The following is a 26,619-nucleotide window of genomic DNA, read 5'->3' on the forward strand; positions in this document are numbered from 1 at the left end:
CCCGGGTGACCGCACAGCAGGATCGGCGGCTAGACGCAGTCCTGAGCCTGCGAGATGTCACGGTGAGATTCTCCGGGTCGCCGGTGGCGGCCTCGGAGGGAGTCGATCTGGACCTGGTGTCTGGACGAGTACTGGCTTTGGTGGGCGAGTCGGGATCGGGGAAATCCGTGACAGCCCTGGGCAGCCTCGGCTTGCTGCCCCAGGCCGCCACGGTCACGGGATCGGTTCTCCTGAGCCGAGATGAACCGGGCAGAAACGCCGGCGAGGCAGCCGTGGAACTGGTTGGGGCTGATAGGTCGGTGCTCGAGGGTGTGCGAGGTCGGTTGGTCGGCACCATCTTTCAGGAGCCCTCCAGTGCGCTTGACCCTCTTCTGACCATCGGCGCTCAGATCCGTGAAGTCATCAGGACCCACTCTGACGAGGATCGGTCGCGTTCTCGAATTCGCGACCGAGTACATAAGCTCCTGGGCCGCGTCGGGCTGCCGGACGTAGAGCGGATCGCTGCCTCCTACCCGCATCAGCTGTCCGGAGGCCAGTTGCAGCGAGCATGCATGGCCCTGGCCTTGGCATGCAATCCGAGGGTGATCATCGCTGACGAGCCCACCACGGCCCTTGATGTCACAGTGCAGGCCGGGATCCTCGACCTCCTGCGTCAGCTGACCGATGAAGGCATGGCGGTGCTGCTCATCACGCATGACATGGCCGTCGTGGCCGACATCGCCGACGAGGTTGCCGTCATGAGAAAAGGCCACATCATCGAGCGGGGCAGTGTCGACGCGATCTTCAACGATCCGCAACACTCCTACACCCGCCAGCTCCTCGACGCCGTTCCCCAACTCGATGCGCTACGAGAACTCCATGATCCGCAAACCAATCCCGACGGGGCGAGCGCCGCTAGGTCTGAAACCAGTGATGAGCCGGGAACCGTTGAGGTCGTCGGCCCGGCGATCCCTGACGCGACGAGCCGAGAGCTGGACCCACCACTAGTTGAGGTTACCGACCTCGACGTCGTCCACCGTGCGCGACGACGCAAGTCTGTGCACGCGGTCCGCGGCGTGAGTCTGGCCATCGCGCCGGGGGAGGTTCTGGGACTCGTGGGGGAGTCCGGGTCGGGAAAATCCACGATCGCTGGCACCCTCACAGGGTTGGTGCCGGTGACCTCCGGGTCGGTGCGAGTGGCTGGGGTCGAGGTCGCCGGGGCCTCTCGGCGTGCGATGCTCCCCGTCCGGCGTAACACCGGAGTCGTGTATCAGAATCCGGCCTCGGCCCTTAATCCCAGGCGCACTGTCGGTGCGTCAATTGCTGAACCCTTGATGCTGCATTCCCCCCTCGACTCGTCGCGGAGGCGCGCCCGGGTGCGTCAACTCCTCGAGCAGGTGGAGCTGCCGGAATCGATGGCTGATCGGTACCCACATCAAATGAGCGGTGGTCAGCGTCAGCGGGTTGCTATCGCTCGTGCCCTGGCCCTGGACCCCCGGCTGGTGGTTGCCGATGAACCTACCAGCGCGCTCGATGTGTCGGTGCAGGCCAAGGTGCTCAGGCTCCTGACGGGTCTGCAAGCTGAACTGGGGTTTGCGTGCTTGTTCGTCTCGCATGATCTTGCGGTCATCGAGCAGATTGCAGCCCGAACAGTGGTGCTCAGCAAAGGTCGCATCGTCGAGGAAGGACCGACGACGGAGGTGCTTTCGCATCCGCGGGAGGAATACACCCGTGCTCTGGTGAGTGCCGTTCCCATTCCTGACCCGGCGATACAGCGAACCCGCCGAGCCCGGGTGGTCGTTCAACGGTGAGGCCTGTCAGTCCAGGGTCGTGATGATGCGCGCCCCGCCCTTCTCGATGACGAGGGTTTGCTCGAACTGGGCACACCGTGAACCATCGTTGGTGAGGACCGTCCAGCCGTCGTCCCACTGATGATTGGACTGGTCACCGAGAGTGAGCATCGGCTCGATGGTCAGCGTCATGCCCTCCTCGAGGGTGACGTCGTAACGCGGCTCGTCGTAATGGAAGACGACAAGGCCGGAGTGGAAGGCACTGTGGACCCCGTGCCCGGTGTAGTCGCGCACCACGCCGTACCCGAATCGCTTGGCGTAGTTCTCGATGATGCGTCCGATAATGGAGATCGAACGACCAGGCTTGACGGCCTTGATGGCCCGGTTCATGGACTCCTCGGTGCGCTTGATGAGGTCGAGGGACTCCTGATCGACGTTGCCGCACGGGAAGGTGTAGCAATTGTCGCCGTGCACGCCGTTCTTGTAGGCGGTGACGTCGATTTTGACGATGTCGCCGTCCTCCAGCGGGCGAGCGTCCGGGATGCCGTGGCAGATGACCTCGTTGACGCTGGTGCAGCAGGACTTGGGGTAGTTGCGGTAGTCGAGGGTCGACGGGTAGGCGCCGTGATCGCACATGTACTCGTGAGCGATGCGGTCGAGCTCGTCGGTGGTGACTCCAGGTGCCACAGCCTTGCCGGCCTCGTGCATGGCGCCGCACGCGATCCGACCGGCTTCCTCCATGGCGGCAATCGTCTCGGGAGTCTGCACGTGGGAACCGTCGTAGGTCTCCGGGACGTCTCCCAAACCGACATAGGGAGGGCGAGCAATGCTGCCGGGAACGTGGCGACGAGGGCTCTGGGGATACGGCTTGATGGCACTCACGTCGGCCTAGTCTAGGTCGTCAGTGTCAAGGCGCCGGATTGGTTCACGTGCGTGTGCCGATGTGCAACGGTCCGGATCAGTGCATGGTCTCGAAGAGTTCCTCGGCGGTCGGGTGGGTCAGGACCCGGTCATGACGACCATTCGCGAGAATGATGACGCGATCTGCGGTGGCTGCGATGTCCAGATCATGGGTGATCATGACCAAAGAGGTGCTGTCGGTCACGGTCTCGCGAAGCAGATCGAGGACGGTCTCCCGAGAGGCGACGTCGAGAGACCCGGTCGGCTCGTCAGCGAAGAGCACTTGGGGAGCCCGGACCAGGGACCGCGCTATCGCCACCCGTTGACGCTGTCCGCCGGACAGGTGGTTCGGGTACTTGTCGGCGCAGGCGGCCAGCCCGACGGTCTCCAGGGCGTGCATGACATCACGTCGGCGCGGCCTCATCCCTGCCAGTCGCGCAGGCAGGCGGACGTTGTCACGGACGTTGAGGGAACTGATGAGGTTGAGGTCCTGGAAGATAACCCCGACGTGATCGCGTCGTATCCGTGCGAGTTCAGAACGACTAGCCGGACCGAGGTCGTTGCCGGCCAGGGTGATACTCCCGCCATCGGCGGCGAGGAGACCGCACAAGCAATACAGCAGCGTCGACTTGCCTGCCCCCGAGGACCCGACGATGGCAACGAACTCGCCAGGATCAACCTCGAGATCGACCCCCTTGAGCACTTCGATCCGCTGGGATCCTTTTCCAAAACCTTTGCGTACCCCGACAGCACTGATCAACGGCGACATCAACGGCCTCCCATGACGATGGTGATGGGGTCCTTCCGCATGCCACTGCGGGTGACGACGAGAAGGAGGATCAAGGTGAGGGTGAACCCAAAGCCGACCACTGCACAGGCCGACCACCCAGGTGGCGTGGCCCTGACATCGGGGACCGGTCCTGCCGACAGCGCAGCCGCCATGGCCAGGTCGTTGACCGTGACAATGGTATAGGAACACACCAGGCAGACGGCTGCGTACACCAAGGCCTCCAGGACGGTCTTGGCGCGTACCAGACCCGGCGTCGATCCTGACACCAGCAACAGGGCATTGTCCTCGCGGCGGTGTGATGAAGTGGCCAGCACGATGGCGGACGCGCACACGCAGGCGACAATGACCGGACCCCCCAGCAACAAGGCCATCTGGCGTGGCGGGGCCGACACCGATCCGGATCCGGGGGCGCGGGCTGCCATCACCGTCGTCACCAGGTGGATCCAGCTCGTCATCATTCCGATCGCGGCTGCTGCCAGACTGATGGGCATGACGAGGGCTTGGGTCAATCGCGGCCTGGCCGCTGCCTCACGGCTCGCCAGGAATCCGGGGGTGCCGCCGAGGCCAATGGCTCTGATGAGCGCGACAAGGCCACGGACGACCGGCCCGCAGATCATTGCGAAAACCAGACAGACGAGGAGCCCCATCCCCGGATACGCGGAGAGGACTCCGACGAGGTCGTCTGCGTCGGTGACTGGACTGACGTGGCCAATCGTGAAGTACAGGGTCACGGTTCCCGCGATGAGAAGCACTGTGACGACCACGAAGAGGACGCGGGAATGACGCGGTGAGGACTGTGTCGTCTCCGATGGGCGGACTGCAGTGACGACGTCAGCCCGTGCGATCTGTCGCGCCGAGCCCAGACCAGACATCAGACTGACGACGGCCGTCGTCGCGACTCCCGTGATCATCGCCACGACGGGAATCGGATGGGTCAGCACATCACTGCGAGGCAGCCCGCTGGTGGCCACGAAGTCGGCGTACCACGGCCACACGGCCTCCGAGACAAGCGCACCAAGCAGTGCGGATAGGGCCGTGACGAGGAGGATCTCGACAATGAGGATCAAGCGTGCAGTCCGTGGCAGCACACCGACGATCTGCCACAAGGCGACGTCACGTCGTTGCAGGCGCACACAGGTGCCCACGACCAGTCGGAAGGAGGCAAATCCGGTCAACACCGTGAATCCCAGGGCCACCCCGCCCATGGACGCGTAGGCCTGCTGCGCGTCGCCGCCGGCAGCCACCCCGGCGACTATTAAACCGATGCTCAGGGTGACCACCACCATGAGCACGACCGAGGCGACAATGAGGGAGAGCCAGGAGGATGCGCCCCGAATGACGGAGTTGACGGCGATCTTGAGAGTCATGGTTCAGGGTTTCACAGCGCGGATGGAAAAACGGGACGATCACTGACATCTAGGATGTGAGTCACGATACTGGAGGGGATCACATGGCTGACAAGACCGAATACTTCTGGTGTCTCAAACACCACACCGTCGAGACTGCCGATGACTGCAAGGCGGCCGATCACCTTGGCCCGTACCCGTCTCCTCAGTCAGCGGCGGAGGCTCTTGACACGGTGGCCGCGCGCAACGACTTCTGGGAGAACGATCCTCGTTTCAATGACGAGGAGGACGACGACTGAGCCGTCAGTCCACCTTGAGGGATTCGCGCGCGTGGTCGACGAGGGCCTGACGTGCTGAGTCCCCGATCGTGGCGGAGTTGAAGTACATCCCGAGGAAATCCGTCTGCCCGGTGTTGACCACGACGACGTCGACGACGTCGCCACGCACCTTCGGCAGGTTGGGCAGCGTCACGTAGATCTCGCTGCGCTTCCACCAGGCAGGATGCCCGTCAACGGTGAGGGCCTCCGAGCGAATCTCCTTCTCGCCGGTGTAGCCCATGTAGTAGTCGGAGCTGGCGAAGCAGGACATCATCATCGATGCCGCGGTCTGCGGATCGGAGAATCCTTCCGCGACCGGCAGACCACCCACTCCTGACACACTCATCCACCCGGGGTAGACGTCGTCAATCTGAGCCGACTGACCCATCACCCACGGCAAGGTGAGGTTCTGGCGGCGCCAGTTGGGAATGGATTCCACCGAGACGCCACCGCCATGCAACCGGTCGTCAGCGGTGTCCAGGTTGCCGGGACGCTGGCCTTGCGGGCACCTGACGGCCGATGAACTGGCCGACGGGGTGCTCGATTTCTCGTTCCAGGCAGAGACGGTCGGCGAGGAGGAGTTGAGATCGGGTTCCGCGTGGTGATCGGATGCGGTGCGCTGGCGCAGGCCGAGAGCAGCGATGACGGCGACGATGAGCACCACGGCGATGATCGCCCACACCCATCCGGAACCGTGGCCGCCGTTGTTGCCACGAGGACCCTTTCCGCCTCGCTGTGGAGAAGGCTCTGGGGAGGTGGCGGTACGGTCCGTCCAGCGCTCGCCGTCGAACCAGCGATAGCGGTCCGGTGTGTCGTCGGGATCTGGATACCACCCTGCCTGAGGACCCGAAGCCATGTCGGCAGTCTACCGAGGTGATCCAGGGCGCTTGTTACTCACTCGAAACACGCGCCATGCACACTGGAAGGGTGAGCAGGCAGACTGATTTTGTCCTGCGTTCCATGGAGGAACGCAATATTCGTTTCGTGAGGCTGTGGTTCACCGACGTCCTGGGATCACTCAAGTCCGTCGCGATCGCCCCCGCTGAGGTCGAGGGTGCTTTTGCCGAAGGCGTCGGTTTCGACGGTTCGGCTATTGAGGGTTACGCCCGCGTCTACGAGGCAGACATGGTGGCCCATCCTGACCCGGCCACCTTCCAGGTGCTGCCGTGGCGCTCGGGCACCGGCACCGCTCGGATGTTCTGCGATATCACCAATCCCGACGGCACGGCCTCGGCAGCAGATCCGCGTCACGTCCTCAAGAAGACGATGGCCCGGGCCGCTGACATGGGGTTCACCTTCTACGTGCATCCGGAGATCGAGTTCTACCTGCTCAAGGAGGAACACCAGCCCGGTGGAGCACCTGTCTCCCTCGACAATGGCGGCTATTTCGACCACACCACCCTGGGGGCGGGTACCGATTTCCGTCGTGACGCCATCAACGTCTTGGAGCAGATGGGTATCTCGGTGGAGTTCAGCCACCACGAGGCCGCTCCCGGCCAGCACGAGATCGACCTGCGTTACGCCGATGCGTTGACGATGGCCGACAACATCATGACCTTCCGCGTGGTCATTCGGGAGATCGCCTCCCTCAAGGGCATCAAAGCCACCTTCATGCCCAAGCCCTTCACCAACCACGCCGGATCGGGAATGCACGCCCACGTCTCCCTGTTCGAGGGCGACACCAATGCCTTCTACGACGTGGCTGACGAGTTCCGCATGTCGCCGGTGGCCAAGCACTTCGTGGCGGGCCTGCTTCACCACGCTCCGGAGATCACCGCCGTCACGAATCAGTGGGTGAACTCGTATCGACGGCTCTCGGGCGGGGGGGAGGCCCCCAACTACATCTGCTGGGGTCGCAACAACCGCTCGGCCCTCGTCCGGATACCGATGTACAAGCCGGACAAGGCCTCGTCAGCTCGGGTGGAACTGCGTTCCATCGACTCGGCTGCCAACCCGTACCTGGCCTACTCTTTGGTGCTGGCCGCTGGTCTGGACGGCATCGAGAAGGAGCTGCCGCTGCCCGAGGAGGCCTCCGACGACGTGTGGCAGCTGTCGGCCCGGGAACGTCACGCTCTCGGTATCAAACGCCTGCCGCAGAGCCTGGGTGCCGCCATCCGGTGCATGGAGGAGTCGGAGTTGGTGGCCGAGACCCTCGGTGAGCACGTCTACGACTTCTTCCTGCGCAACAAGCGGGCGGAGTTCGAGGAATACAACCGGCAGGTCAGCCAGTTCGAGTTGGATCGTTACCTTCCCCATCTGTGAGCGGTTGACCGGTCAAGTCCCCGAGGCCACTGGTGCAAGCTAACTGTGTCAAAGCACCATCGCTGCCTTGCCGGGGACACAAGGGGTCGAGCCCGATGATCGTGGTGATCGGGTCCAGCCGATCAGTCCTCGGCGAGGATCTCGCGGAGGGCTCCGGCCATGTCCACCACGGGCAGAAGGTTGGCGACGTCGTCGACGTGGGATCCAGACGCCTGGACCCATCCCGCCTCGCGCATCTCCTCCCAGGAGGAGAAGCCGGTGGCCAGCTGCAGGAAGGTGACGGGATCCATCTCGGCCACATTGGGCGGGGTGCCACGGTGATGGCTGGGTCCTGACTCGGTGGCTGCCAGCTGGACTGCACATGCGGGCGGCACCCGCAGTTCGATGGTGCGTCCGCCATGGGCATCGTCAAGGATGGCCGATAGTGTCCGGCAGCTCTCAGTGATGGCTGGCGACGGAACGTCGACGCCGTCGTGGAGACCCATGGCCACCATGGCGAGCAGGGTTGCCCGAAGGTGATCAGTCATGCGAACCGGACCGATGAGGGATTCCACCGTCGCCGAGGGGCCAGGAGTGGCCAGCAGGACCGACTCGACCTCGCTGAGGAGACGCTGCGCCTGGCTGGCCAGACGGGTGGCAGTGTCATCGGCGATGACCTCGTGGCCGATCGCCGCCAGGGTCCCGGTCGCCTTGCTGCGCTCATCGATCACCCTGGCGAGGGTCATCGGCCTGATCGTCGTCGGGGCGGTGACGGTCTGCAGGGTGTCGGTGAGGATGACCATGAGGTGGGCGATGTGGTGGCGTCCCCACAACCGTGTATCGGCCGACCCGAGGGTGGTGCTCCTGGCCGGGGGCAGCAACGAGCGAGCGGTGGCCCCCCATGTCGTCGCCAACCGCCTCACGCCGCGTTCTGCGCGTGCCGCCATAATCGTCACCTCAAGAACACTAGGGGAAACTAGTTGCTGGGACCGTACACCCATTCGACACCGACGTGACGACTGAGCAACACGTCGGTGGCCCTCGTCGGCTAATGTGCCGTCGAGGGGGTGGTCACAGTGGATCGCAAGTCGAGCGTCACGGTGGACCTACTGCGGCTGGGAGTGATGGACACTGAAGCGGCCCTGGCCCACCATCAGCGGATTGCAGAGACGATCGGGGCTGACCCAAGCAGACTGGCCGGGTGGGAACATCACCTGGAAATGTCGTGTGACCCTGATCTGGCCCTCGACACCTTGGCAGATCTCTCACAGAGATCCCCACAGCTTGTCGTCGGCCTCCTTGATGACGACGACTCGGCATGCCGGCTCGTTCGGCTCCTGGGCGCCTCCAGCGAGCTGGGCCGTCACCTCGTCGCCCATCCCGACGACCTGGCCGAGATCGCCCACGATCCCGTGCGTCGCAGCCGTGACGAGATTCGCAACGACCTGCTCGAGGTCGTCGGAGCTCATGAGGATGGTGAGTTCCTGGTGGCCGAGAGGCCCACCGGCCCGGCAGCGGATCGGCTGAGGCTGGCCAATCGGCGTCATCTGGTGCGGATCGCTTCCCGAGATGTCGGCGCGGACGATCCGACCGAGGTCGTCGAGGACATCGCGGGAGAACTGGCAGACCTTGCCGACGCCGTCGTCGCCGCTGCCCTGGCCCTGACCCGCGCAGACTGTCCGGATCATGCCGACGCACGGCTCGCCGTCATCGCAATGGGAAAGTGCGGGGCTCAGGAACTCAACTACATCTCTGACGTCGACGTCGTCCATGTTGCCGAGCCGGCCCGGGAGGACGTTTCAGCGGCTCGGGCTGTCGACATTGCCACGAAATTGGCAGCCTCGGTGGCGCGGATCTGTTCGGCCCACTCCGGGGCAGGGTCCATCTGGCAGGTCGACGCTGCGCTGCGTCCTGAGGGCAATGCCGGACCCCTGGTGCGAACCATGGACTCGATGCGCACCTACTACGAGAAGTGGGCGAAGAACTGGGAGTTCCAGGCCCTCCTTAAGGCTCGTCCGATGGCCGGCGACCTTGATTTGGGGCAGAGATTTGTCGAGATGGTCTCACCCATGGTGTGGCAGGTGGGAGAGGCGGAGGGCTTCGTCCCGGAAACCCGCGCTATGCGAACCCGGGTCGTCTGCCACATCGCCACCAAGGAGAAGGGCCGTGAGATCAAGCTGGGTGCCGGGGGGTTGCGAGACGTCGAATTCACCGCCCAGTTGCTGCAACTGGTTCACGGACGCCAGGACGAGTCGCTGCGGGTACGAGCCACTCTGCCGGCCCTGCGCGCGTTGGCCGCTGGCGGTTATATCTCCCGAGGTGCGGCCGAACGTCTCGAGGAGGCGTACCGACTGCAACGAGTGATGGAACATCGGGTGCAGATGTTCCGGTTGCGTCGTACCCACCTCCTTCCCGACGACGAGCCAGGCTTGCGCAGGCTGGCACGGGCAGTGGGTCTGCACACCCCCGACGAGGTGCGAGGTGTGTGGACGGCGACCTCGAAGGCCGTCCTGCGGGCTCATGGCCAAGTGTTCTACTCGCCCGTGGTCGAGGCTGTGGCTCGCATCCCCACCGAGGATCTGCGGATGGGTCCGGAGGCGGCCAAGGTTCGGCTCGGGGCGCTGGGATTCCACGACGAGGCCGCCGGCCTGCGTCACATCGAGGCCCTCACCAGCGGCACCAGCCGAGCAGTGCGTATCCAGACCGCTCTCATGCCGGCCATGCTCGCCTGGCTGGCCGACGGCCCCAGCCCCGACAATGGTTTACTGGCCTTCCGCCAGGTCTCCGAGGCGTTGGGGGAGTCTCCCTGGTACCTGCGCGCGATGCGTGACGAGGGGGCCATGGCCCAGCGGCTGGCAACGGTGCTGTCGACGTCGAGATATGCCGTCGACGTCCTCACCCGAGCCCCCGAGACCGTCCAGGTCCTCGTCGACGACGACCTGACTCCGCTGGACCGCGACGACCTCACCCGCCAGATGAACGCCGTCGCCAGGAGGCACCGCGACGTCGAGGAGGCGGTCGGGGCGATCCGTGCGGTGCGGCGTCGTGAACTGTTTCGGATCCTCGTCGCGAACATCCTCAATGTCACCGGCACGTTGCGCATCGGCCGGGCCCTCACCGACCTGACGGGAGCGACGATCGACGCTGCGCTGTCCGCAGTGTCGCGCGGGGTTGAGGACGCCCCGCCAATTGGCATCGTCGCGATGGGACGATGGGGCGGCCAGGAGCTGTCCTACGGTTCTGACGCCGACTGTCTCTTCGTCGTCGGTGACGGACCAGGTGCCGGGGAGAAGGCATTGCGCATCGTCACCAAGCTGCGGAATCTGCTCGGCAGGAACGGTGCCGATCCCGCGCTGATCTTGGATGCCGACCTGCGTCCGGAAGGGCGATCGGGCCCGATGGTGCGCAGCCTGGAGAGTTATCGCAAGTACTACGGGAAATGGTCGAGCACCTGGGAGTCCCAGGCCCTCTTGCGGGCGAACCACGGGGCCGGTGATCGAGACCTGACGACCGCGCTGCTCGAGTGCGTCGACAACCTGCGCTACCCGGCCGACGGCCTGACGGCCGGTCAGTTGGCCGAGATTCGCAAACTCAAGGCACGAATGGAGTCCGAGCGGATTCCGCGCGGTGTCGATCCCCGGCGTCATCTCAAGCTCGGGCCCGGAGGCCTGTCCGACATCGAATGGACTGCCCAGGTCATTCAGTTGCAGCATGCCGGCAAGGAGCCTGCTCTGCGCACGACCTCGACGATCGAGGCTCTCGACGCTGCCCTGGCAGCCGGTCACGTCGACGAGGAACAGCACCAGGAGCTGCGCGATTCCTGGTTAGCTGCCAGCCGGCTGCGCAATGTGATCATGGTGGTGCGGGGCCGTCCCAGTGACGTCATACCCTCCGACTCAATTGATCTCGACGTCATTGCCCGGGCCCTCGGGATGGGTCGTGGGGCATCTGAGCAGTTGATTGAGGACCATCTGCGGCACGGGCGACGTGCCTCCAAGGTGGTCGATGCCGTCTTCTGGAACCAGTGATCAGTCCTTCTCGGAGAACTTGAAGGCGTGTGGGCTGGGAATGGGGAGGTTGTGTGCCCACGCCGGGTCGGTGCACATCCGGGCCACCGCCAATCCGCAGGCGATGAGGACCAGGGTGAGAACGGCGTCGGCACCGAAGGTCAGCGCCTTCGCCATGTCCTGGGCGTTGAGCCAGTACACAGTGCGGTACATGGAGGCACCGGGCACCATGATGACGCAGGCGGGGACCGTCAGGGTGATGCGGGGCAGCTTAGTCCTGACCGACAACGGGCTGGCCAGGAATCCGATCGCGAGGCCGCCGACCCCGGCTGCCAACTGCGCTGGCAGGTTGGCACCAACCAGGGCCAGGCGGCAGAGATTTCCCACCACTCCCAGAGCGACTGCCCATGCCAGCATCCGCGGCGACGAGTTGAATATGACGGCGAATCCGGCGACCCCACATGCCGTCGCTGCGGCGTAAGCCAGCCACGCCCAGGGATTCGGCAGCACCGTCTGCGCGGGCAGTGGTAACAGCCCGGTAGCAACCGAGAACACCCAGGCCGACAACGTCGCGGCAAGGATGAGACCAATCGAGTACATTGCGCGGCTCAGACCCGCCGTGAAGTCCATCCGGACCATGTCGAGGATGGAGGTAATCATCGGAAAACCAGGTACCAGGAAGAGCAGAGAGGCCACGTATCCGGGGCCGTGGATCGTGTGAAGCCCAGTGTTCGTGAGGAGGTCGGCGACCACCAGGTAGATGAGACAGGCCGCTGCAGATGCGAGCGCCGCGACACCGAACTGGTTGAGCCAGCGACGGTTGAGTCGACCACGTACGAACTGGCCGGCACTTGCCGCCAGCAGCACGACGAGTGAGTCGGCCAGCGAGAACTTGTTGAGGATGGCGAATCCGGCGCAGGCAAAACCACCGGCGAGAATGGTCTGCCATTCCTTCCACTGTGGGCGGACGGTCCGGGAGATGTTGTCGAGTCTGGCCTCGACATCGCGGCCTGTCATCCCCTCGGGAAGGTTGTGGGCAAGCTCCTCGAGAGCGGATATCCGAGAGGAGTCGACGCGCACTCGGTACACCTCCCGGGCCACGGTGCGGAAGTTGTCGCCCCGGTGCGCGGTGACCGTGATCTCGGTGAGACCGACGGTGGCGTCGAGGCGGTCCATACCGAGGGCATCCCCTGTGTCCGTCATGGCCCTCTTCACCCGATAGGACCCGGTACCCGACGACAGCAGCATTGATCCCAGACGGATGACCGCCTCGGTGTCGTTGACGAATTCGTGGTCGTGGCGCAGGTCGTCGTCGGAATTCACGGAATCAGTGCTTGTCACGTCCTGCTATTGTGCCACTGCAGCTCCGAGGGTCCACGGGTCGGTTCGGATGCCCAGATCTCGGCAGGGCAGACCGAGTTCCTCGTGAAGTCGGTGGGCCACGTCAGCACACCAGGGTGATTCGGATGCCCAGTGAGCCGTGTCGACGAGGGCTGGTCCGCCGGCCCGAAGATGCTCGTCGGCAGGATGATGGCGCAGGTCACTGGTGAGGTAGACGTCGGCATTGCTGGCTGCTGCGGCATCCAGCAGGGAATCTCCTGCTCCGGAGCACAGCGCGACGGTGTTGACCGGTTGGTCCGGGTCGCCAGCAGCCCGCACTCCCCAGACGGTACGGGGGAGTCGTTCGGAGACTCGCCGGGTGAAGGACCGCAGTGTCATCGGTTCGTCGAGATGGCCGACACGACCGATACCCGGGGTGGTGGGGCCGGGGCGCGCCCCCGAGTCAATGGTCGTCACGTCGTAGGCGGGCACCTCGTAGGGATGGGCGGCGACGAGAGCCGACCGCACCGCGGAGCGTGCCCAGGACGGGGCGACGACGTGAATGCGCGCTTCCTCAACGGTCTCCACCTCATGGGCTGTGCCGATGGTGGGATGGGAGCCATCGAGAGGTCGGAACTGGCCGCGCCCGACGGTCTCGAAACTACACTTGTCGTAACCGTCGAACCGCCCGGCCCCGGCATCGAAGAGGGCATTGCGAAGCGCCTCCGAGGAGCCGAGGGGCACCTGGACTCCCCACAGATCCACGGCTTGGGTGACGGGTTCGAGGGGACGCTCGACGACGACGTCCAGGAGCCTCGCGAGGACGTCATTGACACCACCGACCGCGGCGTCGGCATTGGTGTGGGCACTCATGAGGGCAATGCGATGACGGATGAGCTGGTGAATGATGCGTCCCTTGGCGGTGTCGGCTGCCACCGAGCTGACCCCACGCATGAGAAGTGGGTGGTGGACGACGAGCATGTCCGCGTGTGCTGCGATCGCGGCGTCGACGACGTCGTCGGTGGCTTCCAGAGCGCACACGATGTGATTGACGGTGTCATCAGGGTCACCGCACACCAGACCCGGGGCATCCCACGACTCCGCCAGGGAGGGCGGGTACCACTCATCGAGGATGTCGCGGACCCGACCGACGGTGACGAGGTCGTCGGCGGGTGAGGGGATGGCGGTGTGGGATGTATCAGCTGCCATGGGTTCACGGTAGCTTGAGGGTATGACCGTTCGCCGACCAGTGATGATGTTTGTGTGCCTGGCTGCCGCCGTGGCCGCAGCAGGGTGCGCCGAGAAGACTCCGACCGTCGCCGACATGGCGAACCAGCCCGGGGCGACTCCGATCGTCAATTCCGTTCCGCCCCAGCCGGTGCGGCCGAGACCGTCAAAAGGTGCTTCTGGTGCCAGTACTCCGGCCATGCCGACGTGCAAGGGGTCGACCCCGGTCCTCGAGATGTCTTCGATGAAGACAGGGGACGCGGGTAACTCTGTCGAGCTGATCGTCCGGAACTGCACCGAGAAACCGTTGACCCTGCCTGCCGTGCCGACGATCAAGGTGACGTCCGCAGGCTCGCCCGTCAAGGTCGCATGGGAATTGCGCGGTGTCGTCCCGGGAGAATTGCTTAGCGGAATGGGGCGCAAGGTCACCTTGTCATGGCCTGGACAAGGTGGTTGTGGTTCCCACAGCCAGGTGATGTCGGTTGAGATTGCCGGCGGGGTCGTGAGCGGCGAAGGATGCTTCATCCCCACGGTGAAGCGATCGGCCACGCCGAAGCCCGGGGAAGCCGAGAATCCCGAACAGCTGGAATCTCCCCAACCAGTGCACGGATCGGTCGTCTGGTCAGGATGATGCCTTTCCTCTGCCACCGCAATGACGCGGCGGGCACGATACCTCGACGCTCAAGGGATGAAGGATGATCATCGGTCTGGCCGTATGCGTGGCGATCTTCGCCTGCTATGCCTGGTTGTTGGAACGACGCCCCGGCGCCTGGACGAATGGAATCGTGTTGGCTGTCGGCCTTGGGCTGGCGGGACTCACTGCTGTCGGAATTGTTGCAGGTACCGTCCCCGTCCTGGGTCTGGGTGTTGTCATAACCCTTGTGGTTCTTGCCGCCATCGGAACTGCCGTTGTGCCATTCGTGCTCATTGCCAACGGCATTGAGATGCGGCGTAAGGAGGGTGGATCCCTTTCCAACGTCCTGTCTGGTCTCCTCGGTGTGGGGCTACTGGTACTCATGGTGTGGTGTGTGAAGGGGCTTTTCTCCCCGTTTGAACCATGGGCTGTGGTGGGTATTTCGCTGACAATGGTTTTGGGATGGCTGTCTTTTGGTTTTCTCGGATACCTGGCGTCGGTTCTGGCTGTCCATCGTGCCAAGCCACTGCCGGGAGAGCATCAGATCATCGTCCTCGGGTCTGCTCTCGTCCATGGAAAGGTCCCCAGACTGCTGGCCAACAGGCTGGATCGCAGTATTGACCAGTGGCGTACCGACGACGCCGCCGGATTTCACTCCGTGATTATTCCTTCCGGTGGAAAAGGGGAGGACGAGCCCCGTGCCGAGGGAGAGGCCATGGCCAATTATCTCATCGAGCATGGTATTCCTGGCGAATGCATTGTTGTGGAGGACAAGGCAGCAAATACGGACGAAAACATTTCATTGAGTCGAGAGCTCATGCCAGCCGAGGTGGCTTCGACGTCAGTGCGTCGCACGATTGCGTCACGTCAGAGCCACAATCCCCCCGTGGTCGTTGCGACGAGCTCCTATCACGCTGTGCGTGCGGCTGAGTTGTGTCGTCGTCAAGGCGTGCGAGCTCGGGTCCTCGGGGCCCCGACGGCCACCTACTTCTTGCCCAGCGCGATGCTGCGAGAGTACATCGCGCTGTTGATGTCACGGCCATGGATCAACGGCATTATGATGATTCTCGTGGCGGCCTTCTGGCCGATCGTGGCAGGGGTGTTCGGATGAAGGTCTGTCGTGTGCTTGCGGTGGCGGTTGCAGCCACGGCTGTGGCATCGGGGTGCTCACGACCGATCCCGGCGGTCCCCGAGGCTGTCGTACCGACCTCGTCGATGACCTCGACGCCGAAGTATTCCCCCCATCCTCGACCTCACACCAGTCGACCTCAGCCCAGCACATCCCCACAATGGGTGACCAGCGTTGGCGGCGGTGGGGGCGCGCTGACGTGTCGGCAGGGCGAGAAAGTGGCAATGGGGTTTGACGACGTCGGGGCGGCGCTGGGAGCACGAGTGACCCGGCTCATGATCCGTAACTGCGGCACGTCGACGATGAGCCTGCCCGCCATGCCGAAACTTCAACAGGCCACCGAGACAGGAGAGTTCGTGCCGGTGGCGTGGAAGCTTGGTGACTCCAAGTCCATACCGAGACGGCTGGCTCCCGGAAAGGTCTCGGGCTGGGAACTGTCCTGGCATAGCAATGGTGACTGTGAGCACCGCGGAGCACGACGGCTCGTCGCAACGGTAGGGACGACGACGGCCATCCTCGAGGGCTGTCTGGACCTGGGCGACGTCCACGCACTGACAGATGAATCCTCGACTGGGCCGAATGGTTCTGACGCCATCCCGATCCCTCAGGGGACCGTGCGGTTTCTGGACTGAAAAGAACCGCGCCCCACGATTCGCACGCTCTTCGTGTATCGGGCCCAATTCTCCACGACGTGACGAGGGGACGACCGAAGTCGTCCCCTCGTCACGGGATCACGTCAGGTCGACTCAGATGTCGTAGTACAGGTCGAACTCGTAGGGATGCGGACGCTGCTGCAGGGCAGCCAGGTCGCCACGCTTGAGCTCAATCCAGGTCTCGATGAGGTCCGGGGTGAACACGTCACCGGCAAGCAGGAACTCATGGTCGGCCTCGAGATTGTCGAGGACGGCACCAAGGCTGCCCGGGACCTGATCCATGACAGCGTGCTCTTCCGGAGGCAGCTCGTAGATGTCCTTGTCGACCGGGGCCGGCGGCTCGATCTTGTTCTGAATGCCGTCCAGACCCGCGAGCAGCAGGGCGGCGAAGGCCATGTACGGGTTGGCCGAGGGGTCAGGGCAGCGGAACTCGACACGCTTGGCCTTCGGGTTCGGGCCGGTGATCGGGATACGCATGCAGGCGGAGCGGTTGCGCTGCGAGTACACCAGGTTGACCGGGGCCTCGAAGCCCGGAACGAGACGGTGGTAGGAGTTGGCCGACGGGTTGGTGAAGGCCAGCAGCGACGGGGCGTGCTTGAGGATGCCGCCGATGTAGTAACGAGCCATGTCGGACAGCTGTGCGTAGCCGGACTCGTCAAAGAAGAGAGGATCGCCGTTCTTCCACAGCGAGGAGTGGACGTGCATGCCCGAACCGTTGTCACCAAAGATCGGTTTCGGCATGAAGGTCGCCGTCTTGCCGTGCTGCCAGGCAACATTCTTGACGATGTACTTGAACTTCATGACGTCATCAGCTGCGCGGGACAGGGTGTTGAAGCGCCAGTTGATCTCGGCCTGGCCAGCGGTGCCGACCTCGTGGTGGGCCCGCTCGACCTTCATGTCGAGGCCCTCCATGATGGTGACGATCTCGTCACGCAGATCACCGAAGTGGTCGGTGGGGGCCACCGGGAAGTAACCGCCCTTGTACTTCACCTTGTAACCACGGTTGCCGCCGTCCTCAGTGCGTCCGGTGTTCCAGGCACCAGCCTCGGAGTCGATGGAGTAGTACGAGGTGTTCTGGCGAGTGTCGAAGCGAATGTCGTCGAAGACGTAGAACTCGGCCTCGGGGGCGAAGAAGGCAGTGTCGCCGATGCCGGTGGAAGCGAGGTACGCCTCGGCCTTGAGCGCGATGTTGCGCGGGTCGCGACTGTAGGCCTCCTTGGTGATCGGGTCGTGGACGTTGAAGTTCACGATGAGCGTCTTGCGCTCGCGGAACGGGTCGATCCAGGCGGTCGTCGGGTCAGGTAGCAGGGCCATGTCCGACTCGTTGATCTTCTGGAAGCCCCGGATGGAGGATCCGTCGAAGGCCAGACCGTTCTCGTACTGGTCCTTGTCGAACTCTCGGGCGGGGACGGTGAAGTGCTGCATGACACCGATGAGGTCGCAGAAGCGGACATCGATCATCTCGATGCCTTCCTTCTTGACATAGGCGAGCAGGTCGTCGGGACCTTCGAACATCTTTCCTCCATCAACACGGCTGGTGATGTGTTCACGGTAGTTCGTGCGGGTTGCTCAGCCGTCACCGTTGTGTTTCGAGCGTGTAACAGGTGCTACCGGTAGGATCCCCAGGGTGAGTGGAACCGAGGCAGCGCCAGGCACCTCGATCGGGCTGCCTCCGGAAGGGCGCGGATCGCTGGCGAGTTGGGGCAAGCGCATTGGTGCTCTCATCATTGACTGGGGAGCATCCATGGTGCTGGCCAGTGCCATCGTCGGGCCGACAGTGATCCGCGGTGGAGGCTGGAAGATGTGGATGCCGATGGCGGTCTTCTTCGTCGAGTCGGTTCTCTTCACCGCGATGGCAGGCGGATCCTTCGGCCAGATCGTCGCCCGAGTGGCCGTGGTCCGACTCGATGGCCTCGGCCCCATCGGATGGTGGCGAGCAGCCGCCCGCACAGCGATGAAGTGCCTCGTCATCCCGGCCCTCGTCATCGGTGCAGAAAGGCGAGGTCTCGACGATCTCGTGCTGGGCACCGTCGTCGTCAATCGCAAGTGAGAGATATGCGCGTCATGGTTTTGGCTCGGGGGACCCCGAGCCCGGAAGCTCCGCTACGTGGGATCTTCGAGTACGACCAGGCGGTGGCGCTGCGACAACAGGCCCATGAGGTGGTACTGGCCGTCCTCGACGCACGTTCGGCCCGGCACTGGCGGAAGTTCGGAACTCGTGTCGAGCACGCCGTGGAACGCGATGACGGCATCACGGTGGTGAGACTGGATGTCCCGGTGGGGGCCGTTTCCGCGCGGACTGATCATCGTGTTCACGCCTGGGCTGCGCGACGACTTCATCGAACCGTGACCTCCGAGTGGGGAACCCCCGACGTCATCCATGCTCATTTTGCGCGATTCGCGGCCGCTGCGACCCGTGCTGAGTGTCCGGAGCCACTGGTGTGGACCGAGCATGACTCCCACCTGGCGAATCCTGATCGGCGCCTGACCGAGGACATCTCGGTTGCCGGAGACAGGGCCGACGCGGTCGTCAGTGTCTCCCAGGGGCTGAGTTCGCGGCTGGCAGGGCATGGGATCACCTCGACGGTGATTCCCAACATCGTCGACGTCGATCTCTTTGACCGTCCTGCCCGTCGTCATGAGGGAACGGTGGTGGTCAGCGTCGCCACTCTCAACCCAGGCAAGGGAATGGTCGAGCTGGCCCATGCCGTCGAGCAGGTGCCCGGAGTTCAGCTGCGCATCATCGGGGACGGACCACAACGGAGGCCGTTGGAGACCATCGCTGCCAATAACCCGAATATCGTTCTGCTGGGTACCCAGCCGCGCGAGCGCATCGCGGAAGAACTCGCTGGTGCCGACGCCTTCGCCCTGGCCTCCCACTCCGAGACCTTCGGGGTGGTCTGCGCCGAAGCGTTGGCGTCAGGCCTACCAGTTCTGACGACGGCGTGTGGTGGTCCGCAGGAGTTCATCGACGACAGCAACGGCATGGTCGTCCCGGTGGGGGACGTCGACGCGTTGGCAGATGGCCTGCAACAGGTGCTTGGTCGGTCGTGGGACCGAGCGGCGATCGCATGGCAGGCCCGCTCCCGATTTGCGGCCGGGCCCGTCGTCGATCAATTGGAGGCGGTCTACCGACAGGCGATCTCCAGCCATGTGACGACCGGTTGAGCCTGGGTGGAAGACTGGCAGGTATGGATCTGACCGCATGGATGGCGAGCGTCAACGGCGTCATCGCGGCCAATGCCTCCCACCCCTGGGTCGTTGCGGCGTTGGGGGGACTGTGCGTCATCGATGGGTTCTTCCCACCCGTCCCCAGCGAATCCCTCGTCGTCGCCCTGGCAGCAGTAGGACACCCGCCGTGGTGGCTCATCATCCCGGTGGCGGCCTTCGGCGCACTGTGTGGGGACAACATCGCATACTGGATTGGGCATCAGCTCGGCCACACCAAGCTTTTCACCGGTGGACCGAAACGGCAGAGGACCGTCGCCTGGGCCACTCACCAGTTGCTGGTGCGCGGGCCGCTGTGCATCCTGGTCGCCCGGTACATTCCTGGCGGACGTGTCATCGTCAACGCCATGGCGGGGGCCACTCGCTTTTCCTATCGCGTCTTCCTCCCCGTCGACGCGTTGGCCGGGGTCCTGTGGGCTGGATATGCCACTGGGATTGGTGCCGGCGCGGCAAGTTTCCTAGGCAACAACCACATCCTCGCCGCGACGGTCGGGATCATCGGTGCAATTGTCATCGGCGTCATCCTGGACCAGGTTCTGCGACGAGTGGTGCCCGCTCCGCAGAACGACTGAGGGCAATTGCGGACGACGCCCCCGGCTTGCTTGTGCCGGGGGCGTCGTCACGAGGTGGGGAGGGGTGGGATCAGGCCCGGCCCTCCTTCTGGGCGTTCTCCTTGCCGGTGGACTTGTTGGCGGCGAGCTGAGCCTCGTCGAAGACGCTGGCCCCGGCGTTGGACTCGTCCCCCTCCTCCTCGCGGCCGGGGGTGCGCAGATTCCACTTCGTGATGACGAATCGGAACACCACGTAGTAGATGACGGCATAGACGAGACCTATGAGGATGAGCAGCAGGACCTTTCCTGCACCGCCGGACAGTTCAGCAGCTCGTCCGAAGTTGATGATGTAGTCGGTCAGACCGGCCGAGAATCCGAACCCGTCCTTGATGCCCAGGGCGTTGCACAGGGCCAGGGAGGAACCGGTGAGCAGGGCGTGCACGAGGTACAGCGGGAAGGCCACGTAGGCGAAGGCGTACTCGAGGGGCTCGGTGATACCGGTGAGGAAGGCGGTCAGGCCGACCGAGAGCATGACGCCACCGGTGATCTTCTTACGCTCCGGCTTGGCGGTGTGGTAAATGGCCAGGGCAGCACCGGGCAGGGCAAACATCATGATAGGGAAGAAGCCGGTCATGAAGGAGCCAGTCCAGGCATTGGTGCCGGCCGTGCCGCTGAAGAAGCAGGTGATGTCGCCGTGCAGGGTCTCGCCAGCAGCGTTGGTGCAGTTACCGAGCTGGAACCACGGCAAGGAGTTGAGTAGGTGGTGCAGGCCGAAGGGGATGAGCAGACGGTTGATGGTGCCGAAGACGAATCCGGTGGCCGGGTTCGACCCGTGGGCCATGATGAATCCGCCGACCTGCTTGTTGAACAGCCAGTCGAAGGCAGGGTAGATGAGGGCCATGACCACACCGGCGACCACCGAGGCCGCAGCGGTGACGATCGGCACGAAGCGACGTCCACCGAAGAAGGCCAGGTAGGTCGGCAGCTTGGTGCGGCGGTACTTCTCGTACATCTTGGCAGCGATGATGCCGATGACGATGCCGCCGAGGACGCCGTAGTTGATGACTCCGGTGTCCTTGGCGAAGTACGGGGCCAGTGCGTGCAGGACGCCACCCTGGGTCTTGACCGAGGTCCCCGCTCCGGTGAAGGTCAGGTAGCCGATAAGGGCTGCCAGAGCAGTGGAACCGTCGGCCTTCTTGGCGTATCCGACGGCCACACCGAGAGCGAAGATGAGGGGCAGGTTGTCGAAGATCGCGCCACCGGCGCCGGCGAGTACGTCAGCGACTGGCTGCATCCAGGATGCGTGCTTGGCCACGCCGTCCGCGCCCAGCACGTCGGCCGCTCCGAATCGCATGAGCAGGGCCGCGACCGGCAGGGATGCGATGGGCAGCATGAGGGAGCGTCCGATGCGTTGCATCTGGGAGAACCCGGGTATCTGCCGTTTCTTCTTCGTGCTGGTGGCAACAGCGTCCTTCGCCATGGAGTTCCTCCGCAGTGAGTTCTCATGTCCGACGCCTTCGCCCACGTCGGTTCGGCATCAGGTGGTCCGTGGGGTGGTATGGACCACTTGCGGAAGTATAGGCCACCGGTACTGCCATCACAAGAGGGTGCGCAGAATGTGTGAACGTGAACATTCCGGTCGGGGTTGATCCCCCAACCGGTGGTCAGCCCTGCACCCGGGGCATAATTCACGCATGAAGTACGTGACCGTGCGGGACTACCTCGTCGAGCTCATCGACACCGGTCTGTCGGTCGGGGATGTCGTTCCCAGTGAGCGTGAGCTTGCCGAGCGTTTCGGAGTCTCGCGGATGACGGTCCGCCAGGCGGTGGACTCGCTAGTCAGTAGCGGACGGCTGGAACGTCGCCGGGGGAGCGGGACCTACGTCCGGGCTCCGAAGGTTGATGTCCAGTCACGGATCTCGTCCTTCAGCGAGGAGATGCGTCAACGCGGGATGATTCCCGATACTCGGGTGCTGCGTGGGGAGGAACTGCCGGCAACCCCAGACGTGGCTGTCTGGCTGGGGATTGAGCCTGGTGAATCCGTCCACTTCATCTATCGGGTGCGGCTGGCCGACGGAGTTCCGATGGCAGTCGAAAGAACCTGGATCTCCACGCGAGTGATGCCGGATCTGCTGGCGAATGGCGTACCTACGAGCATTTACGGGGCTTTGGCTGACGCTGGACTGGTCCCCACCTGGGGAGAGGATGCTATCGAGGCCGTCAGTGGGGATGCGGTGATCTGCGAACTGTTGCACCTCCCGGTGGGATCTCCCCTGCTGGCCATCAACCGTCGTACCTATGCCGACGATCTTGCTGTCTCCTATTCCCGGTCCTGGTACCGGGGAGACCGTTACAAACTGTGGGTGCCGATCTCCGGGCCACGCAGGACCCTGTATCCACCTCGAGGAGGTGCGCGATGAAGCGTGTTGAACACATCTTGGCGGCGTTGGGGGGAGTCGACAACGTGGTGTCGATCGAGCCGTGCGTGACTCGCCTGCGCTGCCAGGTCCGAAACTGCGAGCAGGTTGACGAGCAGGCTCTGCGTCGCGCTGGCGTCCACGGTGTGACGATTCAGGGACAAAGCGTGCAGGTGATCGTCGGACCTGATGCTGACTTGCTCGCCTCCGACCTGGAGGATCTGTGGGGAGAGGATCACGAGACCTGACCGCCTCTTGACCCTGACCGTCTCTTGACACCGGGCGGCCCGATGGAGTTCAGTGTTAGTTGTCTGGACCACTTGGAAGGTGGGCCAGTATTTGTTCGAGGATCCTCCATGGCGGAGTCCATCTCGAACCAGGACAAGGAGACATCATGAGCAAGGCAGAACAGATCTTGGCGGCCCTCGGTGGTGACGACAACATCGACGACCTTGAGGCCTGCATCACCCGGCTGCGCGTCGAGGTTGACGACCCCGACCTCGTCGACGAGGCCGCCCTCAAGGCAGCCGGTGCATTCGGCGTCGTACAGCAGGGAACTTCCGTACAGGTGGTCGTTGGCCCCGAGGCCGACACCCTCGCCGAGGACATCGAGGACCTGCGCTGATGACTTCAATCGTTTCCCCCCTCAACGGCACCCTGATGACGTTGTCCGAGGTCCCTGATCCGGTGTTTGCACAGGGTCTGGTGGGCCCCGGTGTCGCCCTGCAGCCCACCGGAGACGGCGATGTCACCGCCGTGGCCCCGGTGGCGGGACGCATCGTCAAGCTGCACCCGCATGCCTTCGTCCTTCAGGCGGACGGTTTCGGGGTGCTGGTGCATCTGGGCATCGACACCGTCCAGCTGGAGGGGGAGGGATTCACCCTCCACACCGAGGAGGGGGCAGAGGTTTCCGTCGGGGACGAGCTCATCACGTGGAACCCTGCCCGTATTGTCGAAGGCGGTCGCAGTGCGGTCTGCCCGATCATCATCCTCGACACGACTCATGACAAGCTCGGTGATGTCGCCGCTGCCGGCACGTCGGTGAACAGCGGTGATCAGTTGTTCACGGTGGCGTGATTGAGCGTTGTGGGTATGGGGCGGGCCGGAGACGGTCCGCCCGCCTCATGTCGTGTGACTGATGCATGGTTGTTCCGGGCCAAGGCGAGGAGAGACCCGATACCAAGGATCTCGTAAGGGTCGGTGAGGACTTTCTGCCACCACGGCGCAGCAATTTCTAGGTCATTACCCGCTGGGAACCACCAGACCATCCATGTCAGGGCGGCGAAGGCCCAGAGGAAGGCGAGAATGTGCCGGTCGCGGCGTCGGTCTGCCAGCCCTGCGACGATGAGTAGAGGTGCCCACACCCAGTGATGAGACCATGACACCGGGCTCACCAGACACCCGCAGAGTCCGGCACACAGCAGGGACCACACCTGGTCAGCATCCCCCTGCTGCCACAGTCGACGTGAGGAAATCCCAGCGAACAGGCAACAGACGGCGACGAGAACGAGCCAGATCAGCGTGAGGTCTCCCAGCCCCAGCCGCAACAACATCCCCGAGAGGGATTGGTTGCCGGCCCAGGTGAGCCCGCCCAGCCGCTTTGGGGTGATCATGTAATGGGTCCAGTACTGCCACGACGCCGTGGGTGCGATGGCGAAGCCGAGAGCAATCGTTGCCACTCCGGTGCCAGCGGCTCGCAAGGCTGCCTTGAACTGGCCGGTGACGAGGTACCAGAGTGCGAAGATGCCGGGAGTGAGCTTGAACCCGGTGGCCACACCAACTCCGACACCGCGCCACTTTCGGGGAAGAACGAAGACGTCAAGGACGACCAGGAGAGCCAGCTGAAGATTGACCTGGCCGCAGGCAAAGCTTTTGCCGATCGGTTCGCTGGCCACCAGGATCACGGCGACGACAGCCGTCAGGACGCCCGAAGGTCGACGTCCGCAGCGGCGCCACACCACGTCGATCATGATGACGAGAGCAGTCGCGCTGACAGCATGGTGAAGGATCGTCGCGGCGCGGAACGGCAGGAGGGTCAGCGGGATGAGGGCGATCGCGGCGAAGGGCGGATAGGTGAATCCCAGACCGCTGACCGAGGTGGCGGTGTACAGCGTCTCCGGGGCGTGCAGCATCGCTCGCACACAGTCCCGGTAGATCCTGAGGTCGATCGGGGTGGGAATGATGAGCACCCACGCCACCGTGATGACGAGGGTAGCAATCGTCGGCCACAGCACGGCCAAGGATCTGCGGGGCCGGGAGACGTTGGTGTCATCGTCGTGCAGCGTCACGGATTCTCCACGATGTCGGCGGCCTCCAGCCATTGCTCCTCGAGGTCGGACATCCGTTCGTCGAGGTCATTGGCCTTCATCTGCAAATCGGCGAGGGCCTGGTAATCGTCGGCCTTGGCAGCCATCTCCTCGTGCAATGAGGCGAGTTCGTCGCGGACCTTGCCCATCTGGCGGTCAATCCGGTCCATGTCCCTGCGAGCCTGACGCAGGGCCGCAGTGTTGACCTTCTTCCGGGACCCCTCGGTGCCCACCCGACTCGACTTCGACGGACCGGTCTCACGATTGCGACGGTGCTCCAGGTACTGAGAAATGCCTCCTGGCAGCAGGGCAACCGTGCCGTCTCCCACGAGGGCCCAGACCACGTCGCAGACCCGCTCCAGGAACCACCGGTCGTGCGAGACGACGATCAACGTCCCCGGCCAGGAGTCGAGGTAGTCCTCGAGCAGGCGCAAGGTGTCGATGTCGAGGTCGTTGGTCGGCTCGTCTAGCAGCAACACGTTCGGCTCGTCCATGAGGAGGCGCAACAGCTGCAGACGACGACGCTCCCCACCGGAAAGGTCGCCGACACGGGTGACGAGCTTCTGCCCGGTGAACCCGAATCCTTCCAGCAGGTCCGCGGCGGAGGCGTCCCGGCCGGTGGCCAGTTTCGTCCTGGCCTTGACGTCGTTGACCGACTCCAGCACCGTCATCGTCGTGTCGAGGTCGTCAACCTCCTGACGCAGATGGGCAAGTCGCAGGGTCTTTCCCTGCTTGACGCGGCCCGAGTCGGGTTGCCGGGATCCATCAAAGAGATTGAGCAGGGTCGTCTTGCCAGCACCATTGACGCCGACCAGACCGATCCGGTCACCTGGGCCGATTGACCATGTCACCTTGTCGAGCAGGGTGCGCTCACCCAGCTCGTCGGAGGTCACGGTGACGGTGACGTCTTTGAGATCGAGCACGTCCTTGCCCAGCCGGGTAGCGGAGAAGCGCGCCAACTCCAACTTGTCGCGGGGCTCGGGGACATTGGTGATGAGGGCGTTCGCGGCCTCGACGCGGTAACGAGGCTTGGAGCTGCGGGCGGGGGCACCGCGACGCAACCATGCCAACTCCTTGCGCGCCAGGTTTTGACGCTTGGCCTCGTTGCTGGCAGCGATGCGGGCGCGTTCCACCCGGGCGAGGGTGTAGGCGGAGTATCCGCCCTCATAAGCCTCGACGGTGGCGTCGTGAACCTCCCAGATGTCGGTGCAGATCTCGTCGAGGAACCAGCGGTCGTGGGAGACGACGAGCATTGCGACGCCACGTTCCTGGAGGTGGCGGAGGTGGCCTGCCAACCAAGCGACGGCCTCCACGTCGAGGTGGTTGGTGGGCTCGTCGAGGACGAGCAGGTCATGGTCTGCCAGCATGATTGAGACCAAGGCAGCGCGTCGCCGTTCACCACCGGACAAGTCGGTCATGGGGCGATCGAGGTCGATGTCGGAGAGCATGTCCTCGACGATGGGGCGAGCTTCGCGATCCGCCGCCCAAACATGATCGGGACGGCCACCGACGACGAGGTCACGGACAGTCTCGTCACCCGTGGGGGTCTCCGCCTGGGCGAGTACCCCGATGGAAACCCCATTGGTGCGCGTCACGACCCCGGAATCGGGCTCCAACGAGCCCGTGAGAAGGGCCAGGAGGGTCGATTTTCCGTCCCCGTTGCGACCCACGACACCGATGACATCTCCCGTTGAGAGTCCCAGGGACACCTCTGAGAGGACCGTCCGGGTGCCCCAGGACTTCGAGATCCGATCGGCGTTGACGAGGTTTGTGCCGGTCAACGG

Annotated in this window: 25 protein-coding genes and 1 pseudogene; 14 read left to right on the forward strand and 12 right to left on the reverse strand. The window is 64.1% G+C overall.

The features are described 5' to 3' along the window. Positions 1–5: 5 nt before the first annotated feature. Positions 6–1,790 carry a dipeptide ABC transporter ATP-binding protein gene (locus tag ACP8LP_RS03435; protein WP_036975832.1) on the forward strand — a complete coding sequence of 595 codons (1,785 nt, stop codon included), beginning with the start codon at positions 6–8 and terminating at the stop codon, positions 1,788–1,790. Positions 1,791–1,796: 6 nt separating this feature from the next. Here ACP8LP_RS03435 and map read toward each other — a convergent pair whose 3' ends face one another. The 3 genes from map to ACP8LP_RS03450 all read right to left on the reverse strand — a co-directional run bounded on the left by map (position 1,797) and on the right by ACP8LP_RS03450 (position 4,826). After that, positions 1,797–2,537 carry a type I methionyl aminopeptidase gene (gene map, locus ACP8LP_RS03440; protein ID WP_260320470.1) on the reverse strand — a complete coding sequence of 247 codons (741 nt, stop codon included), beginning with the start codon at positions 2,535–2,537 and terminating at the stop codon, positions 1,797–1,799. Between the two features lie 190 nt (positions 2,538–2,727). Beyond that, positions 2,728–3,438, reverse strand: coding sequence for an ABC transporter ATP-binding protein (locus ACP8LP_RS03445; protein WP_016667237.1), 711 nt, complete (start codon positions 3,436–3,438; stop codon positions 2,728–2,730). After that, positions 3,438–4,826 carry an FtsX-like permease family protein gene (locus ACP8LP_RS03450; RefSeq protein WP_138237591.1) on the reverse strand — a complete coding sequence of 463 codons (1,389 nt, stop codon included), beginning with the start codon at positions 4,824–4,826 and terminating at the stop codon, positions 3,438–3,440. Before ACP8LP_RS03450 ends, ACP8LP_RS03445 begins: the two co-directional genes overlap by 1 nt. Before the next feature lie 83 nt (positions 4,827–4,909). Here ACP8LP_RS03450 and ACP8LP_RS03455 point away from each other — a divergent pair, with 83 nt between their 5' ends. Then, entirely contained in the window at positions 4,910–5,104 is a 195-nt protein-coding gene (locus ACP8LP_RS03455) for a hypothetical protein (protein ID WP_004811898.1), read from the forward strand. A 4-nt stretch (positions 5,105–5,108) separates the two neighbouring features. Here ACP8LP_RS03455 and ACP8LP_RS03460 read toward each other — a convergent pair whose 3' ends face one another. Both ACP8LP_RS03460 and ACP8LP_RS03465 read right to left on the reverse strand, forming a co-directional pair. After that, a complete protein-coding gene (locus ACP8LP_RS03460; RefSeq protein ID WP_036910431.1) occupies positions 5,109–5,510 on the reverse strand; it encodes a hypothetical protein in 402 nt (133 codons plus the stop codon). Positions 5,511–5,906: 396 nt separating this feature from the next. Beyond that, positions 5,907–5,978 (reverse strand): annotated as a pseudogene (locus ACP8LP_RS03465) (hypothetical protein); the annotation flags it as partial. A 104-nt stretch (positions 5,979–6,082) separates the two neighbouring features. Between ACP8LP_RS03465 and glnA (ACP8LP_RS03470) the strand changes: the two are divergent. Next, positions 6,083–7,384, forward strand: a complete 1,302-nt coding sequence (glnA, locus tag ACP8LP_RS03470; protein WP_036902328.1) for a type I glutamate--ammonia ligase — start codon at positions 6,083–6,085, stop codon at positions 7,382–7,384. 122 nt (positions 7,385–7,506) lie between these two features. Here the strand turns inward: glnA (ACP8LP_RS03470) and ACP8LP_RS03475 are convergent, their stop codons facing one another. Then, a complete protein-coding gene (locus ACP8LP_RS03475) occupies positions 7,507–8,310 on the reverse strand; it encodes a sterol carrier family protein (RefSeq protein WP_021108704.1) in 804 nt (267 codons plus the stop codon). 129 nt (positions 8,311–8,439) lie between these two features. Between ACP8LP_RS03475 and ACP8LP_RS03480 the strand changes: the two genes are divergently transcribed. Next, complete coding sequence (locus ACP8LP_RS03480; protein ID WP_484483286.1) at positions 8,440–11,391, forward strand: bifunctional [glutamine synthetase] adenylyltransferase/[glutamine synthetase]-adenylyl-L-tyrosine phosphorylase; 2,952 nt, start codon at positions 8,440–8,442, stop codon at positions 11,389–11,391. Here ACP8LP_RS03480 and ACP8LP_RS03485 read toward each other — a convergent pair whose 3' ends face one another. After that, positions 11,392–12,618: a threonine/serine exporter family protein gene (locus tag ACP8LP_RS03485; RefSeq protein WP_036976525.1), complete on the reverse strand. Its 1,227-nt coding sequence runs from the start codon at positions 12,616–12,618 to the stop codon at positions 11,392–11,394. Positions 12,619–12,717: 99 nt separating this feature from the next. Beyond that, positions 12,718–13,899 (reverse strand): Nif3-like dinuclear metal center hexameric protein, encoded by a 1,182-nt coding sequence (locus tag ACP8LP_RS03490; RefSeq protein WP_036975839.1) that lies wholly within the window; start codon positions 13,897–13,899, stop codon positions 12,718–12,720. A gap of 22 nt (positions 13,900–13,921) precedes the next feature. Between ACP8LP_RS03490 and ACP8LP_RS03495 the strand changes: the two genes are divergently transcribed. The 3 genes from ACP8LP_RS03495 (at position 13,922) to ACP8LP_RS03505 (ending at position 16,312) form a co-directional block, all read left to right on the forward strand. Beyond that, on the forward strand, positions 13,922–14,548 hold the full coding sequence (locus tag ACP8LP_RS03495) for a hypothetical protein (RefSeq protein WP_252932906.1): 627 nt from the start codon (positions 13,922–13,924) through the stop codon (positions 14,546–14,548). Positions 14,549–14,612: 64 nt separating this feature from the next. Next, positions 14,613–15,662, forward strand: coding sequence for a YdcF family protein (locus tag ACP8LP_RS03500; protein ID WP_252906123.1), 1,050 nt, complete (start codon positions 14,613–14,615; stop codon positions 15,660–15,662). A 242-nt stretch (positions 15,663–15,904) separates the two neighbouring features. Then, positions 15,905–16,312 (forward strand): hypothetical protein, encoded by a 408-nt coding sequence (locus ACP8LP_RS03505; RefSeq protein ID WP_016667246.1) that lies wholly within the window; start codon positions 15,905–15,907, stop codon positions 16,310–16,312. A gap of 114 nt (positions 16,313–16,426) precedes the next feature. On the opposite strand, the gene glnA (ACP8LP_RS03510) is transcribed toward ACP8LP_RS03505, so the two are convergent. Further along, a complete protein-coding gene (gene glnA, locus ACP8LP_RS03510) occupies positions 16,427–17,848 on the reverse strand; it encodes a type I glutamate--ammonia ligase (RefSeq protein ID WP_016667247.1) in 1,422 nt (473 codons plus the stop codon). 112 nt (positions 17,849–17,960) lie between these two features. On the opposite strand from glnA (ACP8LP_RS03510), the gene ACP8LP_RS03515 reads away from it, so the two are divergent. The 3 genes from ACP8LP_RS03515 to ACP8LP_RS03525 are packed head-to-tail and all read left to right on the forward strand — an operon-like array spanning position 17,961 to position 20,133. Then, positions 17,961–18,383 carry an RDD family protein gene (locus tag ACP8LP_RS03515; RefSeq protein WP_016667248.1) on the forward strand — a complete coding sequence of 141 codons (423 nt, stop codon included), beginning with the start codon at positions 17,961–17,963 and terminating at the stop codon, positions 18,381–18,383. A 5-nt stretch (positions 18,384–18,388) separates the two neighbouring features. Beyond that, positions 18,389–19,501 carry a glycosyltransferase gene (locus ACP8LP_RS03520; protein WP_036975842.1) on the forward strand — a complete coding sequence of 371 codons (1,113 nt, stop codon included), beginning with the start codon at positions 18,389–18,391 and terminating at the stop codon, positions 19,499–19,501. A gap of 23 nt (positions 19,502–19,524) precedes the next feature. Then, the gene (locus ACP8LP_RS03525; protein ID WP_016667250.1) at positions 19,525–20,133 is read left to right on the forward strand and encodes a DedA family protein; all 609 of its coding nucleotides are present in this window, start codon (positions 19,525–19,527) and stop codon (positions 20,131–20,133) included. Between the two features lie 70 nt (positions 20,134–20,203). Here the strand turns inward: ACP8LP_RS03525 and ACP8LP_RS03530 are convergent, their stop codons facing one another. Continuing rightward, on the reverse strand, positions 20,204–21,592 hold the full coding sequence (locus tag ACP8LP_RS03530) for a PTS transporter subunit EIIC (RefSeq protein WP_016667251.1): 1,389 nt from the start codon (positions 21,590–21,592) through the stop codon (positions 20,204–20,206). A 214-nt stretch (positions 21,593–21,806) separates the two neighbouring features. Here ACP8LP_RS03530 and ACP8LP_RS03535 point away from each other — a divergent pair, with 214 nt between their 5' ends. From ACP8LP_RS03535 to ACP8LP_RS03550, 4 genes are all read left to right on the forward strand, one after another. After that, complete coding sequence (locus ACP8LP_RS03535) at positions 21,807–22,532, forward strand: GntR family transcriptional regulator (protein ID WP_016667252.1); 726 nt, start codon at positions 21,807–21,809, stop codon at positions 22,530–22,532. Continuing rightward, complete coding sequence (locus ACP8LP_RS03540; protein ID WP_016667253.1) at positions 22,529–22,777, forward strand: PTS sugar transporter subunit IIB; 249 nt, start codon at positions 22,529–22,531, stop codon at positions 22,775–22,777. Before ACP8LP_RS03535 ends, ACP8LP_RS03540 begins: the two co-directional genes overlap by 4 nt. A gap of 146 nt (positions 22,778–22,923) precedes the next feature. Continuing rightward, positions 22,924–23,154: a PTS sugar transporter subunit IIB gene (locus tag ACP8LP_RS03545; RefSeq protein WP_004811882.1), complete on the forward strand. Its 231-nt coding sequence runs from the start codon at positions 22,924–22,926 to the stop codon at positions 23,152–23,154. Further along, positions 23,154–23,606: a PTS sugar transporter subunit IIA gene (locus ACP8LP_RS03550; RefSeq protein ID WP_016667254.1), complete on the forward strand. Its 453-nt coding sequence runs from the start codon at positions 23,154–23,156 to the stop codon at positions 23,604–23,606. The genes ACP8LP_RS03545 and ACP8LP_RS03550 overlap by 1 nt, the downstream gene beginning before the upstream one ends. On the opposite strand, the gene ACP8LP_RS03555 is transcribed toward ACP8LP_RS03550, so the two are convergent. Both ACP8LP_RS03555 and ACP8LP_RS03560 read right to left on the reverse strand, forming a co-directional pair. Further along, positions 23,585–24,709: a glycosyltransferase 87 family protein gene (locus tag ACP8LP_RS03555; RefSeq protein WP_237726280.1), complete on the reverse strand. Its 1,125-nt coding sequence runs from the start codon at positions 24,707–24,709 to the stop codon at positions 23,585–23,587. The genes ACP8LP_RS03550 and ACP8LP_RS03555 overlap by 22 nt on opposite strands. Positions 24,710–24,813: 104 nt before the next feature. After that, positions 24,814–26,616 carry an ABC-F family ATP-binding cassette domain-containing protein gene (locus tag ACP8LP_RS03560; RefSeq protein WP_016667256.1) on the reverse strand — a complete coding sequence of 601 codons (1,803 nt, stop codon included), beginning with the start codon at positions 26,614–26,616 and terminating at the stop codon, positions 24,814–24,816. Between the last annotated feature and the right edge of the window lie 3 nt (positions 26,617–26,619).

Source organism: Cutibacterium sp. LaCa_89, from assembly GCF_058177555.1.

What these genes read in the sequence shown, in the direction of transcription:
- ACP8LP_RS03445 (WP_016667237.1), bottom strand. Translation starts at nt 3,438, where the DNA reads ATGTCGCCGTTGATCAGTGCTGTCGGGGTACGCAAAGGTTTTGGAAAA.
- ACP8LP_RS03450 (WP_138237591.1), bottom strand. Translation starts at nt 4,826, where the DNA reads ATGACTCTCAAGATCGCCGTCAACTCCGTCATTCGGGGCGCATCCTCC.
- ACP8LP_RS03455 (WP_004811898.1), top strand. Translation starts at nt 4,910, where the DNA reads ATGGCTGACAAGACCGAATACTTCTGGTGTCTCAAACACCACACCGTC.
- ACP8LP_RS03460 (WP_036910431.1), bottom strand. Translation starts at nt 5,510, where the DNA reads ATGGGTCAGTCGGCTCAGATTGACGACGTCTACCCCGGGTGGATGAGT.
- glnA (WP_036902328.1), top strand. Translation starts at nt 6,083, where the DNA reads ATGGAGGAACGCAATATTCGTTTCGTGAGGCTGTGGTTCACCGACGTC.
- ACP8LP_RS03475 (WP_021108704.1), bottom strand. Translation starts at nt 8,310, where the DNA reads ATGGCGGCACGCGCAGAACGCGGCGTGAGGCGGTTGGCGACGACATGG.
- ACP8LP_RS03485 (WP_036976525.1), bottom strand. Translation starts at nt 12,618, where the DNA reads ATGCTGCTGTCGTCGGGTACCGGGTCCTATCGGGTGAAGAGGGCCATG.
- ACP8LP_RS03490 (WP_036975839.1), bottom strand. Translation starts at nt 13,899, where the DNA reads ATGGCAGCTGATACATCCCACACCGCCATCCCCTCACCCGCCGACGAC.
- ACP8LP_RS03495 (WP_252932906.1), top strand. Translation starts at nt 13,922, where the DNA reads ATGACCGTTCGCCGACCAGTGATGATGTTTGTGTGCCTGGCTGCCGCC.
- ACP8LP_RS03500 (WP_252906123.1), top strand. Translation starts at nt 14,613, where the DNA reads ATGATCATCGGTCTGGCCGTATGCGTGGCGATCTTCGCCTGCTATGCC.
- ACP8LP_RS03505 (WP_016667246.1), top strand. Translation starts at nt 15,905, where the DNA reads ATGGGGTTTGACGACGTCGGGGCGGCGCTGGGAGCACGAGTGACCCGG.
- glnA (WP_016667247.1), bottom strand. Translation starts at nt 17,848, where the DNA reads ATGTTCGAAGGTCCCGACGACCTGCTCGCCTATGTCAAGAAGGAAGGC.
- ACP8LP_RS03520 (WP_036975842.1), top strand. Translation starts at nt 18,389, where the DNA reads ATGCGCGTCATGGTTTTGGCTCGGGGGACCCCGAGCCCGGAAGCTCCG.
- ACP8LP_RS03525 (WP_016667250.1), top strand. Translation starts at nt 19,525, where the DNA reads ATGGATCTGACCGCATGGATGGCGAGCGTCAACGGCGTCATCGCGGCC.
- ACP8LP_RS03530 (WP_016667251.1), bottom strand. Translation starts at nt 21,592, where the DNA reads ATGGCGAAGGACGCTGTTGCCACCAGCACGAAGAAGAAACGGCAGATA.
- ACP8LP_RS03535 (WP_016667252.1), top strand. Translation starts at nt 21,807, where the DNA reads ATGAAGTACGTGACCGTGCGGGACTACCTCGTCGAGCTCATCGACACC.
- ACP8LP_RS03540 (WP_016667253.1), top strand. Translation starts at nt 22,529, where the DNA reads ATGAAGCGTGTTGAACACATCTTGGCGGCGTTGGGGGGAGTCGACAAC.
- ACP8LP_RS03545 (WP_004811882.1), top strand. Translation starts at nt 22,924, where the DNA reads ATGAGCAAGGCAGAACAGATCTTGGCGGCCCTCGGTGGTGACGACAAC.
- ACP8LP_RS03550 (WP_016667254.1), top strand. Translation starts at nt 23,154, where the DNA reads ATGACTTCAATCGTTTCCCCCCTCAACGGCACCCTGATGACGTTGTCC.